This is a genomic window from Agreia sp. Leaf244 (assembly GCF_001422695.1).
Classification (GTDB): domain Bacteria; phylum Actinomycetota; class Actinomycetes; order Actinomycetales; family Microbacteriaceae; genus Agreia.
This window is the reverse complement of the sequence record NZ_LMLX01000002.1, coordinates 971,085-987,569: the sequence shown is the minus strand read 5'-3', so window position 1 is coordinate 987,569 and position 16,485 is coordinate 971,085. Positions and strand designations below refer to the sequence as shown.

Here is a 16,485-nt window from a genome sequence, read left to right as displayed (position 1 = left end):
TCGGCGGCGCGGACGCACTTCTGGCCTCGGGCTGGCCGCGACTTGCCGCAAAACGCGCAGTTTCTGGCTGGAGAGAGCATTTTGTGGCAAGTCGCGGGCGAGCAGCGACCCGAAAGCTACAGCCTGCGGAGCGCGCGGCCTAGGCGCGCGGCCGCCTCCTCGAGCAGGGCGACGTCGACGTTTCCGTAGGCGAGCCGCAGGTGGCGCGCGGCGTCGGTGCCGAGGCCGGAGGCGAAGAACGCGCCGCGCTGATACTCGACGCCCTCGGCGCTGGCGTCGGCTGCGAGCCTGTCTGCGTCGATCGCCTCGTCGACGAGTCGCGGCCACAAGAACAGTCCACCGCCCGGAACTGTCGCCTCGAACGCTCCCGGAGCCTCGCGCTCGAGCGCTGCGACGAGAGCCCGGGCCCGCTCCGAATACAGGGCGCGGGCGCGGTCGAGGCTGTTGTCGAACAGGGTCGGGTCGCTCGTCAGCAGCTCGCCGACGATCGCCTGCACGAGTGTCGAGCTGTGCGAATCCTGGCGGCTGCGCAGGGCGAGGATGTCTGCCGAACGGCCTTCCGGCGCGACAACCCATCCGAGACGGAGGCCGGGCCCGAGAGTCTTCGTGAAGGTGTTGATGTGGATGACCTGCGGTGAGTCGTTGAACTCCCGCGAGCTCTCCGGCCCGCCCGAGTACCAGAGCTCGCGATAGGGGTTGTCGGCGAACACCACGAAGCCGTAGCGCTCGGCGAGCCGCACGAGTTCGGCGCGACCCTCCGCCGTCAGCGACCCCTGTGACGGGTTGTGAAAGTCGGGAACGGTGTACAGCGCGCTCGGTCGTGCGCCGTCGTGCAGGAGGTCGGCCAGCTGCTCGAGGTCGAGTCCGTTCGCCCCGACCCGGATGGGCAGGATGTCGGCGGCCGACAACTCGAGGCCCCGCAAGAAGAGCGGGAAGATCGGGTTGTCGACGGCGACCAGGTCACCACGCTCGACCACCGTCTGGATGGCGAGCGAGAGGCCGTGGAACCCTCCGTTGGTCACGATGATGCGCTCCACGGCGACGCCCTCGCGCTCCGCTATCCATTCGCGCAGCGGCGAGATCCCCTCGGTGCGCGAGTACTGCAGCGCCGGAACGCCCGGCCGCGAGAGCACGCGCGCCGTGGCCTCGGCGAGCTCGGCCGAGGGCAGCACGCTGGGGTCGGGCACGCCTCCGAGCAGTTCGATCGCATCGGCACGCGGGTCGCGAAGCGTGGCGTCGCCGAAGCCCTTCGGGGCGGCGAACGCGGAGATCAGCGCCGTTCGCCGTACTGTCGACGCGTCGGCCGACGTGGGCGCCTCGGTCTGAATGGTCATGGGGGTCTCCTCGAAAAGTGGCTCGTGCGCGGTGCGGTCCATGCTCGTGGAGCCGAGGGCTCCGCAAGACACCCCGCGTAACCCTTCGCCACCCGGTGAAACACAACGTCATGACCGGCCGGTGCAGCTAACGCCTGGCTACGATGGCGCCGTGCGGGCGGTATCCGATGCCCGTGCGCGTGTGGCTCTCGACGATCTCGAATCCGGATGCGCGCAGCCGCTCACTCAGATCGGCCACGGGCCAGCGGTAGGCCGTCGTGACCGCGTGTTCGAAGGGTTCGACGGCGGGGCCGACGAAGAACCCGATCAGCAGCAGCCCGCCGGGTCGCAGCACGCGCGCGATCTCGTCGAGGGCCGAGCCGATCGCATCCGGTGCGTGGTGGATCAGCGAGTACCAGGCGAGCACGCCGCCGAGAGAGGCGTCGGATGCGTCCAGCGCGTCGACGCTGCCCGTCGCGAACCGCAGCTCGGGGTAGCGGCGGCGTGCGTGCTCGACGAACGCGGGCGTGAGGTCGATGCCGCGGATGTCGACGCCGCGTCGGGCGAGGAAGTCCGTCCAGTGGCCAGGGCCGCATCCGGCATCGATCGCGGCGCCGACGAGCTGGTCGCCCCACGTGCCGATGAGCTCGCGATCGGAGGGGTGCATGGCGTCGACGGAGCCGAGCAACTCGACGTACTCGGCGGCCCTCGCTCCATAGGCCTGAGCAACCTCGTTCATGTAGTCCCCTCCTCCGCGAGCTACGAGCGTACCGAGACTACCCGTCCCGCCCGTTCCCTGAGCTTGTCGAAGGGAATCCATCCGTCAGAAAACGCTCTCAATCACGCGCAGAGGAGCATCGACTGACGGACGGATGGCGACCGCGGCGAGAGAACTATGCTTTTCAGAGTTGCTTTAAGAAAACTAGCAGCGTAGCGTAGGGGCATGACCCCGAAGCCTGAAGCCACGTCCATCGACCTGCACACCTGCGACGCCGCCGTGAGCCTGGCCTTCAGCATCCTGGGCAAGCGGTGGAACGGCATGATCCTCTCGACGCTCGGCTCCGGCGCGCTCTCGTTCGCGGCGCTCAAGCGCGGCGTTCCGGGCATCAGCGACGCCATGCTCTCCGACCGCCTCACCGGCCTGGCAGACGTGAAGCTGCTCACCCGCAGCGTCGACGCCGGGCCTCCGGTCGCCGTCACCTACGCCCTCACCACGCAGGGCGAGCAGCTGCTGCCCCTGCTCGAGCAGCTCGGACAGTGGGCCGCGGCCAACCTCGAACGCCCCGAAGCAGCCTACAAAGACACCACTCCCGCAGAGAAGAAGTAGCACCATGGACTACGGACACACCCTCCGTTTCGGCACCTTCATCACCCCGTCGGCCGCCCAGCCGCAGGCTCCGGTTCAGCTCGCGCAGCTGTCGGAGACCCTCGGCTACGACCTCGTGACCTTTCAAGACCACCCCTACCAGTCGTCGTTTCTCGACACCTGGACGCTGATGTCGTTCGTCGCATCGGCGACCACGCGCATCCATATCGCCCCGAACGTGCTGAACCTGCCCTTGCGACCGGCGCCGGTCACGGCCCGCGCGGCCGCGTCGCTCGATCTGCTGAGCGGAGGCCGCTTCGACCTCGGCCTGGGCGCGGGCGGCTTCTGGGATGCGATCGAGGCGATGGGCGGGCGCCGCCTGACCCCGGGGCAGGCGGTGGATGCCCTCAGCGAGGCCATCGACATCATGCGCGGCATCTGGGCGGCGGGCGAGCGCTCCGTGCTGAGAGGCGGCGAGTACTACTCGGTCAACGGGGCGAAGCGGGGGCCGGCGCCGGCGCACGACATTCCGATCTGGGTGGGCGCGTACAAGCCGCGCATGCTGCGGCTCACAGGCGAGAAGGGCGATGGATGGCTGCCGAGCCTGCCCTACCTCAAGCCCGGCGACCTGCAATCGGGCAACGCGCGCATCGACGACGCGGCGGCCGAGGCGGGGCGCAATCCTGCGGAAGTCAGGAGGATGCTCAACATCACCGGCACTGAGAGCGTCGACCAGCTCACGACCATGGCACTCGACGACGGCGTGGGCACGTTCATCGTGATGGGCGACGACCCGTCGGTGCTGCAGCGCTTTGCCGAGCAGGTCATGGAGCCGGTGCGTGAAGCGGTGGCGACGGAGCGCGCGAGCCGCGGAACCGTGGCGACCGACAGCATCCGGCCCGCCAGGGCGATCGCGCTGAGGCGCGAGGGCATCGCCTACGACGAGCTGCCCGAGTCGCTGCGCGAGACCGCGATCGAGCCGGGAGATACGGCGTACGCGTCGGTGCGCTCCACCTATATGCGAGGGGGTGCGCCCGGGCTCGTGCTGCGTCCGCGCTCGATCGACGAGGTGCGCGACGCGCTCGCGTTCGCGCGCCGGCACCCGTCGCTGCCGCTCGGCATCCGCAGTGGAGGCCACGGCATCAGCGGTCGCAGCACCAACGACGGCGGCATTGTGATCGACCTCAAGAACCTCAACGAGATCGAGTTGGTCGACGAGCAGACTCGGCTCGTGCGCATCGGCCCGGGTGCCCGGTGGATGGACGTGGCCGCCGCCCTGCAGCCCCACGGACTCGCGCTCTCGAGCGGCGACTACGGCGGGGTCGGCGTAGGCGGACTCGCGACGGCCGGCGGCGTGGGCTTTCTCGGACGCGAGCACGGGCTCACGATCGACCACATCGTGGCCGCCGACGTGGTGCTCGCCGATGGAACGGTGGCGCACGCCTCGGCAACCGAGAACCCCGAGCTCTTCTGGGCCGTGCGCGGCGCGGGTGCGAACGTGGGCATCGTGGTGTCGTTCGACTTCGTGGCCGATGAGGTGGGCGATGTCGGATGGGCGCAGCTGGCCTTCCAGGTCGACGATGCGGCCGACTTTCTCGAGCGCTTCGGAGCCCTGCAGGAGCAGTCGCCCCGCGACACGACGCTGTTCGTGATCCTGAGCGGCGGTCGCCCGGCCGAGCCCGCGACCGCCCAGATGTATGGAGTGGTGAACTCCTCCGATCCCGACACGATCATCGCGAGGCTCGAGCCGTTCGCTGCGCTCGCGCCGCTGGTCGGCCAGCAGGTGCAACTGCTGCCGTACGCGGCGGTCATGGCCAACGCCTCGGATGTCGCACACAACGGACAGGGCGAGCCGTCGTTCCGCTCGGGGCTGGTCGAGCATCTGGATGCCGACACCGCGCGGGCCGCCGCAGCGCTGGCGACGTCGGGTTCGGCGCCGTGGTTCCAGATCCGCCCGGTGGGCGGCGCGATCAACGACGTGGCCCCGGATGCGACGGCGTACGCCCACAGGTCGGCCAACTTCTCGATCACGTCGGTCGGGCGGAGTGCGCGGTTCGAACAGCTGTGGGACGACCTGGCGGAGCACTTCGACGGTCTGTATCTGAGCTTCGAGAGCCGCACGGGCGAGCAGATCGTGGCGCAGGCCTTTCCGCCGGCGACGCTGCAGCGGCTCCGCGCGATCAAGGCCGAGGTCGACCCGGACTTCGTGTTCAAAGACAACTTCGGAGTCGCCGCAGAGCCGGCCCCGCTGGGCTGACCGCCGAGTTGCCCGATTCGGCCCCGTCGATCGCGAATGAGGCGGCGGATTCGGGCAACTCGACCGGCTCAGGGAGCGAGGGGCACGTCGCCCGCGAGGTGCACGTGCACCCCGAGTTCGGTGAAGGTGACCGCCTTGGCAAGCAGGGCTGCATCGGCGGTCGCCGCATCCGGTGCATACGCGACCTGAACGTGATTCGCCTTGTGCCGGGCCATGAACTGGTCGCGGCTGACGCCGTGCAGCACCACGTGCATGATGGGCCACTCGATGTTGGTCGCCTGCCACCGGCGCGACGTCTCTTCGGCCGGCAGCGACACCGCCGAGGCGCGGCCGATATCGAGGTGCAGTTCGCCCCCCGCGATGTAGAGCCGCGACCACACGATCTCGCCGGGCTTCGAGACGCCCGTGATCGTGGAACCGCCGGCCGGGAAGAACACCGGGCCCTGCCGCCAGCCCACCGCATCCGCGTACCCGTTCTCGAAGTGCGACGGCGGAACCGAGCCCGAGATCTCGTAGACCCACACGAACTGCCCGTCGAACTCCTCGCCCCAGCGCACGTCGTGCAGCGTCGTTGCGGGATCGAGCCCCATTGCCGTCCACACCCGGTTCGTGATGAGCGCGTCTGCGGCGACGCCCTCGTCGGCCTCGTTGAAGTGGGGAAGCGCCTTGCCCTCCCAGAGCACGCGTGACCCGTCGCGCGACGTGACCGGCGGGCGCTCCACGTTGTTGAGCAGCCCCTCGGGCAGATCGGATGCCGGGGTCAGGTCTTTGAGACCCTGCTGGTATTGGATGCCCACGGCATCGAGTCCGAAATCGTCGCTGATGCGCAGCGCGGCGACATACATCTTGTACTGCTCGCGCAGCTGGCGCTCGGTGAGCTCGGTGGCATCGTCGGTGCCCAGCCGGAACGTCATTCCGGCGTCGAGCAGCCAGCGTCCGACGGAATCCGCCGTCTCGTCGTCGACCTTCTGCATCTCGGCGTAGAGGGCGCTCTGCGAGAGCCGCTCCTTGTAGATGCCCATCGAGTTGAGCAGCTCGTCGTCGATGATGGCGTTGTACATGCCCATGCAGCCCTCGTCGAAGACGCCGATGATGGCCTTGTCGGTCTGCAGCTGGTGGGCGAGCGCCCGCCCGAGCTCGACCTCGGGCGTCGCCGCGAGCGAGTCGACGGGCCCAAACGCGCGCACGTGAGAATCGTCGTGCCGGATGCCGCCGGTCGCGATCCACTCGGCGATACGGTCGCGCGCCCAGTCGTCGGTGAAGTCGACGCTCCACACCGTGGAGTACGGGGTGCCCATCTTGGTGAGGCCGGCGTTGAGGCCGAGCAGGCCCACGAGTCCGGGCCACTCGCCTGCGAAGTTGGCGGCGGTGAGGATGGGACCGCGGTGCGTGCGGAGTCCGGCGAGAACGTGGTGGCTGTACTGCCACACGGCCTCGGCCACGATCAGCGGCGCGTCGGGCGGAATCGTGGTGAACACGTCGAGGCCCATGCGCTGGCTCGAGATGAACCCGTGGCCGGTGTCGGGGTCGACGCCGTGGGCGCGCACGACGCTCCAGCCCTGCTTCGCGAAGGCCTCGGTGAGGGCCGCCTCGAGTTGCTGCTGGGTGGGCCAGCCGGCGGTGTTGGCCGATTCGCGCAGGTCTCCGCTGGCGATGAGATGGGCGGTCTTCGGTGCGACCGTGCCGCGGTCGCGCACCTCGGGGAGGGAGTAGGACGTGCTCATCAGCGGTGCAGCTCCGTCACGCGCTCGATCTCGGCCAGCGCATCGGCGTCGGGAGGCGTGATCGCCATGCGAGTGGTGCCCCCGTTGACCCCGAGCACGCGGTAGGCGGCTTTCATGCGACCCATGTTGCCGGCGATGGCCGTGACCACGGTGTCGACGTCGGCCTGTGCCGCCGCGAGCTGCTCGGGGTCGCCGGATTCGGCGGCGGCGGCGAGGGCGCGGAACGGCTTGGGGAGCACCGACGAGACGCCCGAGATGACACCCTGTGCGCCGAAGTCGGCGGCGGCCGTGAGCTCGGCGTCGGCACCGGTGTAGAGCACGAAGTCGTCGGGCACCACCGCGCGGTACTGGGCGATGACGTCGAGGGGCTCCTCGCTGACCTTGGCGCCCACGATGTGCGGCAGCCGGGCCAGCTCGGCCATGAGCTCGGCGCTCACGAAGTTGCCGCTGCGCTTGCGGTAGACGTAGACGTAGACCGACAGGCCCTCGGCCGCCGCATCGACCGCCGTGAAGAACGCGCGCAGGGCATCGTCGTCGGAGGGCAGGTAGTAGGGCGTCAGCACCGCGATCTCTGTGGCGCCCAGGTCTCGCGCCTGGTCGATGAGCCGCAGCACCTCGTAGAGGCTGGGCGCGCCCACGTGCACCACGACGCGCATGGTGCCGGCGAGCTCCTCGAGGCTCAGGGCCGTGAGCTGCCCGCGCTCCTCGAAGCTCAGCGAGGGGAATTCGCCGGTGGTGCCCAGCACGAACGCGCCCTCGTTGCCCGATGCTGCGACGTAGCGCAGGATCTCGCGCGAGCCGTCGAGGTCGAGGGTTCCGTCGTCGTGGAAGGCGACGGGAACGGCGGTCAGGATGTCGCGGCGTGTCATGGGATTCGCTTTCTGCTGGGTGGTGTGTCGGCCGCGGGTGCGCGAGCCGCCGCGTTGGCCGCGGAGTAGGAGGTGTTGCTGGTCGGGGTGATCACGAGCTCGTTGACGCAGATACGCGCGGGCAGCGCCGCGAGATAACGCACGGTCTCGCCTAGGTCGTCGGCGGTGAGCATGAGTTGCTGCTCGGCCTCGGTGGGTACGATCGGTCGGGTCTTGAGGATGTCGGTGCGCACCTCGCCGGGGCACAGGTGCGTGGCCCGGATGCCGTGCTGGCGCTCCTGCACATTCAGGGTCTCGGCGAGTACTCCGAGCGCGGTCTTGCTGGCGGAGTACGCGGCGCCCGCGGCGGGCGCGAAGCGCCAGGCAGCCCACGACGAGACGAGGATCAGCAGTCCGTTCTGCGCCCGGCGCATGCCCGGCAGAACGGCGTGGACGGCCCGGACCGCGCCCGTGAGATTCACGTCGAGCACCCGCGCGAAGTCCTCGGGGTCGGTATCGCTCCAGTAGCGCGAAGTCACGTTGGTGCCGGCCGAGTAGACGAGCACCTGCACCTCGCCGTGCTCGGCTTCGATGTGCGCGAGGGCCGCCGCCGGGCTGGCCGGGCCAGCGGATGCGGAGACGTCGACGGGCAGCGCGACGATGCGGCCCGGCCGCCCGTCGTGCGCGTCGACGACCTCTTGCAGCTCGACCTCGCGTCGGCCGGAGACCACCACGGTGTAGCCGGCCTCGGCGAGGGCTCTGGCGGAACCCGCCCCGATGCCGCTTCCGCCACCCAGGATCCAGGCGACCGGATGCGTGCCCGCGGTCATCCCTTCGTCGCCCCGGCCGTGAGACCGGCGACCACGTAGCGCTGCGCGAACAGCGCGACGAGCATCACGGGAACCGTGATGATGACCGACGCGGCCATCAGTCCGCCCCAGTCGACCGAGGCGTAGCTGGTGAAGTTCGAGATGGCCACGGGCAGGGTGCGCGTCTCCTGGTTCGAGAGCACGAGCGCGAAGAGGAAGTTGTTCCAGCTGAAGATGAATGCGAGGATCGCGCTGGTCGCCACACCCGGAAGCGCGAGCGGCAGCACGACGCGCACGAAGGCGCCGACACGGCTGGAGCCGTCGATCTGGGCGGCCTCCTCGAGCTCTTCGGGCAGGCCCTCGAAGAAGCCGGCCATGATGGCCACCACGAGGGGCATCGTCACGAAGATGTGGGTGAGGATGAGCGCCGTGTAGGTCCCGACGAGCTGCACCTGGCTGAACAGGAAGTACCAGGGGATGAGCAGGCTCACGCCCGGGATGACGCGGGCGAGCAGCACGAACGCGGTCGCGTTGCGGATGCGGTACCGGGCGATGCCGTAGGCCGCGGGGACCCCGAGCACGAGGGCGACGATCGTGGCGCCGACACCCACGACGACGCTGTTCACGATGAACGGGGCGAAGTTCTGCGCACCGAACACCGTGCCGAAGTTGTCGAGGGTCGGCGTGAAGTCGAAGGTGCGTGACGGCGTCACGATGTCGAGGTTCGTCTTGAACGCGGCCATGAGCATCCAGCCGAGGGGGAGCACGAAGAGGAGCACGACGACCACGATGGCGATGGTGCGCAGGGTCGGACCGAGCAGGCGCTTCTTGCGGCGGCGGGGAGCCGGCGACGAGACGCGAGCGGCGGCGGCGGGGGAGCGCGTGGGCCGCTGGGCGGTGGCGGTCATGCTCGGTGTCCTTTCGAGCGCAGGATGGTGAGTGCGGTGAGGATGATGATGATGAACATCAGAAACAGCATCAGCAGGGCGGCGGCGCTGCCGTACTGCGAGTTCCCGAAGCTCTCGTTGTAGGCGAGCATGTTGAGCGTCTCGGCCTCGTTGTTCGAGCCGCCGGTGCGGCCCTTCGTCGCGTAGATGATGTCGAAGGTCTTCATCGCGTCGATCGAGCGCAGGATGGCGGCGGCCGCCAGGGTGGGCATCAGCAGGGGCAGGGTGATGTGCCGGAACCTCTGCCAGGCGTTGGCGCCGTCGACGCGGGCGGCCTCGTCGGGTTCCTCGGGCAGGGTCGACAGGCCGGCGAGGAGGATGAGGATGACCATCGGGGTCCACTGCCACACGTCGATGAACACGATGGTGTTGAGCGCCGTATCGGTTCCCGACAGCCAGAGCTGCGCGGGCAGGCCGAGCGATTTCATCAGCACGTTGGCGAAGCCGATGGAGGGCTCGAAGATGAGCAGCCACATCATGCCCACGGCCACGGGGGTGGCGACGAGGGGCAGCAGGATGAAGACCCGCACGATGCTCTGGCCGCGGAAGGTCTTGCGCAGCAGGAGTGCGATCGCGAGGCCGAGAACGAGTTCGATCACGAGGGCGGTGATCGTGAAGTAGGCGGTGCGGCCGACGGCGGGCCAGAAGCGCTCGAAGTCGCCGAGCCACTTGCCGTAGTTCTCGAAGCCCACGAACGAGAAGGGGCGAGTCACCGAGCTGGCCGAGTCGGTGAACGACAGGAACACCGTGTAGGCGATGGGGAAGATGATGAGTAGGGCGACGAACACGATGGCGGGGGCGGTGAACAGCCACTTGATGTGCCGGTCGGCCCACGTGGTGAGCCCGCTGCCGCGCCGCCTCTTCGGGGCGAGGTAGCTCGGGTGACTGGTCGTTGTCATGATCTGCCTTCGATGTCGGAGGGTGTTGTTCGAGGGTGTGTGCCGGGAGGGTGCATGTTTCAGCGCCCTCCCGGCACGAGGCGTTACTTCTCGCCGTCGAGGAGGTCTTGGAAGTCGGTGTTGGCCTTGTCGGCGGCCGAATCGACGTCCCCTCCCTCGATGGCGCTGATGGCCGGTGCGCCCACGATCTCTCGGGCCTGGGCCACCTTCTCGAGCTGGGGGCGGTCGTGGCCGACCGTGCCCTCGCTGTTGCGCACGATCTCGACGAGACCGGCGGGGAACGATGCGGTCGCCGCGTCGTCGGCCCACGAGGAGTCGCGGGCGCTCGGCACGGTGTCATCTGCGAGCAGCGTCTTGCTGTTCTCCTCGTTGGTGACCCACTTGATGAACTCCCAGGCGGCGTCCTTCTTCTTCGAGTACTCGTTGATGCCCACGGTCTGCGGCACGATGCTGTACGGATGCGATCCGGCAGGCCCCTCAGGGAAGGCGCCGTATGCGACGGTGTCGACGACGGCGCTGCTGGCCGGATCGAGGAAGGTGTAGGCCTGGCTGTCGGCGTCGAGGTAGAACGCGGCGTTGCCCTGCGCGAAGATCGCGGATGCCTCGGGCCAGCCCATGTTCGTCGCTCCGGGAGGGCCGTAGTCCTTCAGCAGCTTGCCGTAGAAGGCGTAGGCGTCTTTGGCCTCGGGGGTGTCGACCGTGGCGTTGCCGTCTTCGTCTTGGAAGTCGCCGCCATAGCTGTAGAGGAAGGAGGAGAACTGGGTGACGAGGGGCACCTTGGCGCCGCGCATCGCGATGCCGTAGAAGCCGTTGGTGGGGTCGTTCAGTTTCGCGGCCGCGGCGTCGAGCTCGTCGAGCGTCGTGGGAACGGGGATGCCCGCCGCCTCGAGCAGATCGGCGCGGTAGTACATGATGTGGCGCTCGGTCATGACGGGAACGCCGTAGACGACGCCGTCGAGGGTCACGGCGTCTCGCGACGACTCCTGGAAGTCGTCCCAGTTCCAGTCTGCGTCGCTCTCGACGTAGTCGGTCATGTCGGCGAGCCAGCCGTTGCGGCTGAACTCGCGCATGATGTCCTGCACCTGGTAGCCGTAGATGTCGAAGTCGCTCGACTGGGCGTTGAGCTTCACCTTGAGGGTGTCGTTCAGCTGCTCGTTGCCGTAGAACTCGAGGTTGACCTTCACCCCGGTCTCGTCTTCGTATTCGGTCGCGAGGTCTTTCAGTCCCTCGGTCCAGGGGCTGTTCGCCGCGATGAGGGTGAGGTCGGTGACCTTCTCCGAGGAGGAGCCGCCGCCGCCCGCGCAGGCCATCAGGCCTGCCGCGAGGGCGAGCGCGAGGGGTGCCGCGAGGGCTGCCCGTCGGTTTCGTCGTGATCGAATGATCATCATTGATCCTTTCCGTTGTTCTCTGGGTGAGTGTGCGTGGAGTGTTCTGGTGCGGGAATGCGGGGTGGAAGTCAGTTGGCCAGTGCCTGCGGGCGTCGACCGGAGAAGACGTCGACGATGGCCTGAGCCGTCGAGAGTCCGATGCGGTGGTAGGCCTCGAGGCTGTCTGCGGCGGCGTGCGTGGTCGCGATCACGTTCGGGAACGCGAGCAGCGGGTTGTCGGATGCGACGGGCTCGACCTCGAACACGTCGAGCCCGGCGCCCGCGATGTGGCCCGATTCGAGTGCGTCGGTGAGGGCCGACTCGTCGACGAGGCCGCCGCGGCTGGTGTTCAGGAGCACCGTGCCCGGTCGCATCGATGCCAGCAGTCCGGCGTCGACAAGGTGGTGGGTGGACTCGACGTGGGGAGCGTGCACGCTCACGACGTCGACGTTCGAGACCGCGTCTTCGAGCGAGACCAGGCGCACGCCGAGGCGATCCGCCTCGTCGGTGTCGCCGAACGGGTCGTAGGCCACGATGTCGACGTCGAATCCTGCCAGTCGACGGGCGAGCAGCCGCGAGACGGCGCCGAAGCCGATCAGGCCGATCGACTTGCCCGAGATCTCGGCACCCACGAAGCGGTCCCACGTTCCCGTGCGGATTCCCGAGTTCATGGCGGGGATCTGGCGGTAGACGGAGAGCAGCAGGCCCAGTGCCAGTTCGGCCACGGCCGCGGCGTTGCCGCCCGGGGCGTTCACCACGTCGACGCCGCGGGAGCGGGCCTCGGCGAGGTCGATGTTGTCGAGGCCGACGCCGAGGCGGGAGATGATGCGGAGTTCGGGCGCCAGGGCCAGGGCGTCACGGTCGAAGACCTCGACGCCACAGACGGATGCCGCGGCCGTCGGGAGCAGCGCGGCCAGGTCGTCGGCCGTCCAGGGCACGGACCGTTCGTTCTCGACGAGGGTGAAGCCGTTCTCGATCAGCAGCTCGCGGCCGGCGGCGCAGAGCTCTGCGTAGCGCACGGGGCCGACGATCACGGTTCGACCGGATCCGATCGAGGAGGGAGACGCCATGAGGAGGGTCGCTTTCTATGGCCCAGGCAGCGTTCCGGAGAACCGCGTTGCTCGTCGCCATTGATCGAGGAACTGTAACTTGTTAACAGTCAACGTATGAGATGCACCATCGGCGCGTCAAGCTTTTCTGGCAACTGTTAACAGTTTTTGTCTAAGTTGGTGTGGACGGGCTTAGATTTCGGCGTCACACCGCGTCGGTCGACGAGTCGGCCGACCACTGGATGGCGTCTCTCACGCGGCCCTTGGCCCGCATCAGGTGGTCGTGCAAGCGCTCGACCGCGGCATCCGGATCGCCGGCCCGCACGACGTCGAGGAATCCCTGGTGGTCGATGACCGCGGCATCCATGTCTGCGGTGTTGCTCATGTCGAGCAGAACCTCGAAGGTGCGCTGGTAGGGGCGCCAGGCTTCCGCCAGTCGGCGGTGCTCGGAGAGGCGGTAGAAGCTGGTGTGGAACTCCATGTCGGCGAGGTCGAACGCCTCGGGGTCGCCGCTCTTCGCGGCCGCCGCCATCGCGTCGACGAGCTGCTGCACCTCGTCCCAGCCCTCCGTGCTCGTTCGCTCGATGGCCAGTCGCAGGGCCATCGACTCGAGGCTCTCGCGAAGGGAGTAGAGCTCTTCGATGTCGCGCTGGCCCCGGAAGCTCACGTAGAGCCGCTTGCGCCGGTTGTCGACCAGGCCTTCGCTCTCGAGCTGGCGCAGCGCATCGCGCACGGGGCCGCGGCTCACGTCGAAGCGGGTGGCCAGGCTGTCCTCCGACAGGTGGGTGCCGTCGGCGATCGAGCCCGAGATGATGTCGACCCGCAGCTTGTGCGAGATCTGCTCTCCCATGGCGAGGGGGCGCGGAGAATGTGCGGTGAAGACCATGAGCGCCTTTCGTTGACAGTTGACAGTATGGTACCTGCCCGCCGCCGACACGCCCTTCGGCGAGCTCAGGGAGCGGGGCGCAGGGCAGCGCCGGCGAAGGCGATCGCCGCCGACTTCGAGGGCATGTCGGGAAAATTGAGGAACAGGTGCGGCACGCCCGGCTGCTGCAGCAGGCGAACGTCGACGCCCTGCTCGTCGAGGAGGCGCGCGTACTCCACGCCCTCGTCGCACAGGGGATCCGCCTCGGCGACCACGATCGTGGCCGGCGCGAGCCCTCGCAGGTTCTTGTTGCGCAGCGGGCTCGCGTCGGGATGCGACCGTTTCTCGACGGAGGGCAGGTACAGCTGCCAGTACCAGATCATGTCGTCGCGGGTCAGCGGCAGACCGGCGGCGTTCTCGAGGTACGACGGGCGGTCGACGTCGTGGTCGAGAACGGGGCAGAGCAGCAGCTGATGCGTGATCGCCGGCAGCACCCCGTCACGACTCTGCTGCGCGATCACGGCGGCCAGGTTTCCGCCGGCGCTGTGGCCCGCCACGGCCAGGGGGCCCTCGTCGAGCCGGCCGTCGGCGCCGGCCGCCATCCAGCGGAGGGCATCGGCCGAGTCGTCGATCGCGGCGGGAAAAGGATGCTCGGGAGCCAGTCGATAGTCGAGGCTGAGCAGGGTGGCTCCGGATGCGACGGCCAGGTCTCGACAGAGCGCATCGTTCATCTCGAGGTCGCCGTTCATCCAGCCGCCGCCGTGCAGGAAGAGCACGGAGCCCGACGATCCCTCGGTGGGGACATAGAGTCGGCCCGGCCTTCCGCCCTCCCTCGTCGGAACCGAGACGTCGACCGTTCTGATGCCGGCCGCGTCGGGGGCGCGAGTCTTGCGCGTGCGTTTCCGGAGAGCATCCACGCCCGCGATAGGGCCGGGAAGCTGACCCGCGCTCTGCTGCAGCATCCGCGCGACGTGCCGGGCGGCATCCGGATCGGTGAGGCGGGGATCGAGCTGCAGCTCGGCCGGGGCTGAGGCCTCCGTCATAGCGCCAGGGTCATGGTGATGCCGTGCGTGGCGCCGATCTCGAAGTTCTGGTGATCGACCACGTTCGTGTCGGCCAGCTCGAGGTTGAAGAACGACTGCTCTGCGCCCTTCGGCAGCAGGGGGCCTGCGTGCCAGGAGGCGCGGTGCAGGGCGATCGCGACGTCGCCGGGAATGCGGAACGCCGTGATGTCGTCGAGGTTCGGGGCGGCATCCGGGTTCTCGGGGTCGAGCGGGGGAGCGACGGCGATCGCCCACTCGTGTCCGCCGACGGATGCGAGCAGCTGCGACACCTGGCGGTGCCGCGTGATGCGGGTGAACGAGGTGCCGCGGCCTACGAGCTTCATGGCGTAGAAGCGGGGTGTTCCGGCGCTGAAGTCGAGCTTGGCGTCGAGCTCGCCGAAGGGAGTGCCGTCCTCCATCGGCTCGATCAGGGTGCCGAACGGGGCGAAGTTCTCGGCCGTGATGTCGTGCACCTCGAGGATGCGCTCGGTGAGTTCCGTGGTCATGGGTGGGTCCTTTCGTGGGGCGGTGGGGTCGGTCGGGGTGGAGAGGGTCGTCGGGTTCCTTGGGTTGGTCGCGTTCAGAGGTAGACCTCGGCGGTGTCGAAGGCCGCGAGGTCGTCGAGGATGCGGGGCTGCTCGTCGAGCAGGAGGCGCTGCGTGATTCCTCGAACGACGCGGGGGATCGCGTGCTTGTGCCCGCTGATCGACGTGGAGTGCGGGCCCTGGCTGATGAAGCCCAGCCCGCTGAACGCGAACACGCGCGAGACCCAGTGGTGTGCGTCGTCGACCGGGGTGAACTCGTACGACGGACCGAGGTAGGGGTACTGCCCCAGGGTGCGGTCCGCCTCGCCGGTCTGCATGAGGTCGGGCCGCTGCTGGCTCCAGCGCGAGACGAGCGGGGCGAGCGTCTGCAGTTCTGCTCGGTTCTCGAGCTCGACTCGCAGCCCCGTCGCGCAGATGAGGTGGTCGAACACGAAAGTTCTGTGCGGGGTCGTCACGTGCACGGTCTGCCCCACCTGCTCGACGGAGACGAGCGGCGACGACGGATGCATCGCGAAGCCGGGCATCGCGTTCGCGGCCCGGTAGCCCGACTCCGCCGGAGGCTGGTCGACGCGCTTGATGAAGCGCGCGATGGCGAAGCGGGTCTCGTCGGACAGGGCCGGGTAGTGCCCCATCAGAGCCGCGGTCTCGACGTGCCGGAGCGGGTTGACGCGAGGCAGTGTCGCGCGCCGGAAGAGCAGGTCGGCACTGGTCGCGCCGGCCGCCAGCGCAGACGCGGCATTGTCGAACGCGGATGCGCCATGCCCGATCACGCCCACGCGAAGGCCGGCGAGCGCGGCGAAGTCGATGTTGCCGTTGGAGTGGCTCCAGAGCGCCGGTTCCACGGCATCCTGCACGATCGACGGAGCCGACCAGCTGCCCGCGCCGTCGTACCCGGTGGCGAGCACGACCGTGCGCGCGGCGAACGACCGCGGGCCGTCGGGGGTCTGGGCGTCGACGACCACGCCATCCGTGCCGTTCGATCGCACGTCGGTGACGGTCACGCCGTTCTCGACCGAAATCTCGAGGGTCTCGCGATACCAGGCGAGGTAGTCGGCCCAGTCGCTGCGGCCGATCTGGTGCAGCTCGTCCCAGGCGATCTGGCCGTGGCGGGCCACGTACCAGGAGCGGATGGAGAGCGAGGGCTGTCCGAAGTCGAGCCCGTTGAGGATCTTCGGCGTGCGGAGAGTCGACATGCGGGCGAACGTCTCCCACACGCCCTCCCGGCCGGGCGGGGCGGCATCGACGAGACGGATGCGCGCGACGCCGTCGCGGCGAAGCCCCTCGTAGATGCCGAGCCCGGATTGCCCGGCACCCACGATCACCACGTCGTCGATGGCCTCGCCCGAGGCCGAGAGCCCCGGATTCGTCCAGACCCTGTCGGGATAGGCGAGCTGGCCGCGTTCGGCTCTCGCTCTCTCGGCCAGGGCGTTCGTCGCCGTGATGTCGTGTGCGCCGGGCAGCTGGTTCATTCGATTGCTCGTTCGGTTACTCGTGCGATTCGTCGACTGTTCGT

15 protein-coding genes are annotated in these 16,485 nt (G+C 68.8%); 2 read left to right on the top strand and 13 right to left on the bottom strand.

The window, feature by feature from the left end; genetic code table 11:
- Positions 1-116 precede the first annotated feature (116 nt).
- Together ASF06_RS09360 and ASF06_RS09355 are read right to left on the bottom strand one after the other, a co-directional pair.
- Complete coding sequence (locus tag ASF06_RS09360) at positions 117-1,334, bottom strand: aminotransferase-like domain-containing protein (RefSeq protein WP_055946436.1); 1,218 nt, start codon at positions 1,332-1,334, stop codon at positions 117-119.
- Positions 1,335-1,461: 127 nt separating this feature from the next.
- Positions 1,462-2,052, bottom strand: a complete 591-nt coding sequence (locus ASF06_RS09355) for a class I SAM-dependent methyltransferase (RefSeq protein ID WP_055945842.1) — start codon at positions 2,050-2,052, stop codon at positions 1,462-1,464.
- 204 nt (positions 2,053-2,256) lie between these two features.
- Here ASF06_RS09355 and ASF06_RS09350 point away from each other — a divergent pair, with 204 nt between their 5' ends.
- Both ASF06_RS09350 and ASF06_RS09345 read left to right on the top strand, forming a co-directional pair.
- Positions 2,257-2,640, top strand: coding sequence for a winged helix-turn-helix transcriptional regulator (locus tag ASF06_RS09350; RefSeq protein WP_055945839.1), 384 nt, complete (start codon positions 2,257-2,259; stop codon positions 2,638-2,640).
- 4 nt (positions 2,641-2,644) lie between these two features.
- Positions 2,645-4,876: an LLM class flavin-dependent oxidoreductase gene (locus ASF06_RS09345; RefSeq protein WP_055945835.1), complete on the top strand. Its 2,232-nt coding sequence runs from the start codon at positions 2,645-2,647 to the stop codon at positions 4,874-4,876.
- A 68-nt stretch (positions 4,877-4,944) separates the two neighbouring features.
- On the opposite strand, the gene ASF06_RS09340 is transcribed toward ASF06_RS09345, so the two are convergent.
- From ASF06_RS09340 to ASF06_RS09290, 11 genes are all read right to left on the bottom strand, one after another.
- Positions 4,945-6,600 (bottom strand): hypothetical protein, encoded by a 1,656-nt coding sequence (locus ASF06_RS09340; protein WP_055945830.1) that lies wholly within the window; start codon positions 6,598-6,600, stop codon positions 4,945-4,947.
- Positions 6,600-7,469 (bottom strand): dihydrodipicolinate synthase family protein, encoded by an 870-nt coding sequence (locus ASF06_RS09335; protein ID WP_055945828.1) that lies wholly within the window; start codon positions 7,467-7,469, stop codon positions 6,600-6,602. Before ASF06_RS09335 ends, ASF06_RS09340 begins: the two co-directional genes overlap by 1 nt.
- On the bottom strand, positions 7,466-8,278 hold the full coding sequence (locus tag ASF06_RS09330; RefSeq protein ID WP_055945826.1) for an SDR family oxidoreductase: 813 nt from the start codon (positions 8,276-8,278) through the stop codon (positions 7,466-7,468). Before ASF06_RS09330 ends, ASF06_RS09335 begins: the two co-directional genes overlap by 4 nt.
- A complete protein-coding gene (locus ASF06_RS09325; protein WP_055945824.1) occupies positions 8,275-9,165 on the bottom strand; it encodes a carbohydrate ABC transporter permease in 891 nt (296 codons plus the stop codon). Before ASF06_RS09325 ends, ASF06_RS09330 begins: the two co-directional genes overlap by 4 nt.
- Positions 9,162-10,103 carry a carbohydrate ABC transporter permease gene (locus tag ASF06_RS09320; RefSeq protein WP_082479530.1) on the bottom strand — a complete coding sequence of 314 codons (942 nt, stop codon included), beginning with the start codon at positions 10,101-10,103 and terminating at the stop codon, positions 9,162-9,164. The genes ASF06_RS09325 and ASF06_RS09320 overlap by 4 nt, the downstream gene beginning before the upstream one ends.
- Positions 10,104-10,186: 83 nt before the next feature.
- On the bottom strand, positions 10,187-11,488 hold the full coding sequence (locus ASF06_RS09315) for an ABC transporter substrate-binding protein (RefSeq protein WP_055946430.1): 1,302 nt from the start codon (positions 11,486-11,488) through the stop codon (positions 10,187-10,189).
- A gap of 71 nt (positions 11,489-11,559) precedes the next feature.
- Positions 11,560-12,540, bottom strand: coding sequence for a phosphoglycerate dehydrogenase (locus ASF06_RS09310; RefSeq protein WP_055945822.1), 981 nt, complete (start codon positions 12,538-12,540; stop codon positions 11,560-11,562).
- 184 nt (positions 12,541-12,724) lie between these two features.
- The gene (locus ASF06_RS09305) at positions 12,725-13,405 is read right to left on the bottom strand and encodes a GntR family transcriptional regulator (RefSeq protein WP_055925780.1); all 681 of its coding nucleotides are present in this window, start codon (positions 13,403-13,405) and stop codon (positions 12,725-12,727) included.
- Between the two features lie 65 nt (positions 13,406-13,470).
- Positions 13,471-14,427: an alpha/beta hydrolase gene (locus ASF06_RS09300; RefSeq protein WP_055945819.1), complete on the bottom strand. Its 957-nt coding sequence runs from the start codon at positions 14,425-14,427 to the stop codon at positions 13,471-13,473.
- Complete coding sequence (locus ASF06_RS09295; protein WP_055945816.1) at positions 14,424-14,933, bottom strand: ureidoglycolate lyase; 510 nt, start codon at positions 14,931-14,933, stop codon at positions 14,424-14,426. Before ASF06_RS09295 ends, ASF06_RS09300 begins: the two co-directional genes overlap by 4 nt.
- 74 nt (positions 14,934-15,007) lie before the next feature.
- Complete coding sequence (locus tag ASF06_RS09290) at positions 15,008-16,441, bottom strand: FAD/NAD(P)-binding protein (protein ID WP_055945813.1); 1,434 nt, start codon at positions 16,439-16,441, stop codon at positions 15,008-15,010.
- Positions 16,442-16,485 lie beyond the last annotated feature (44 nt).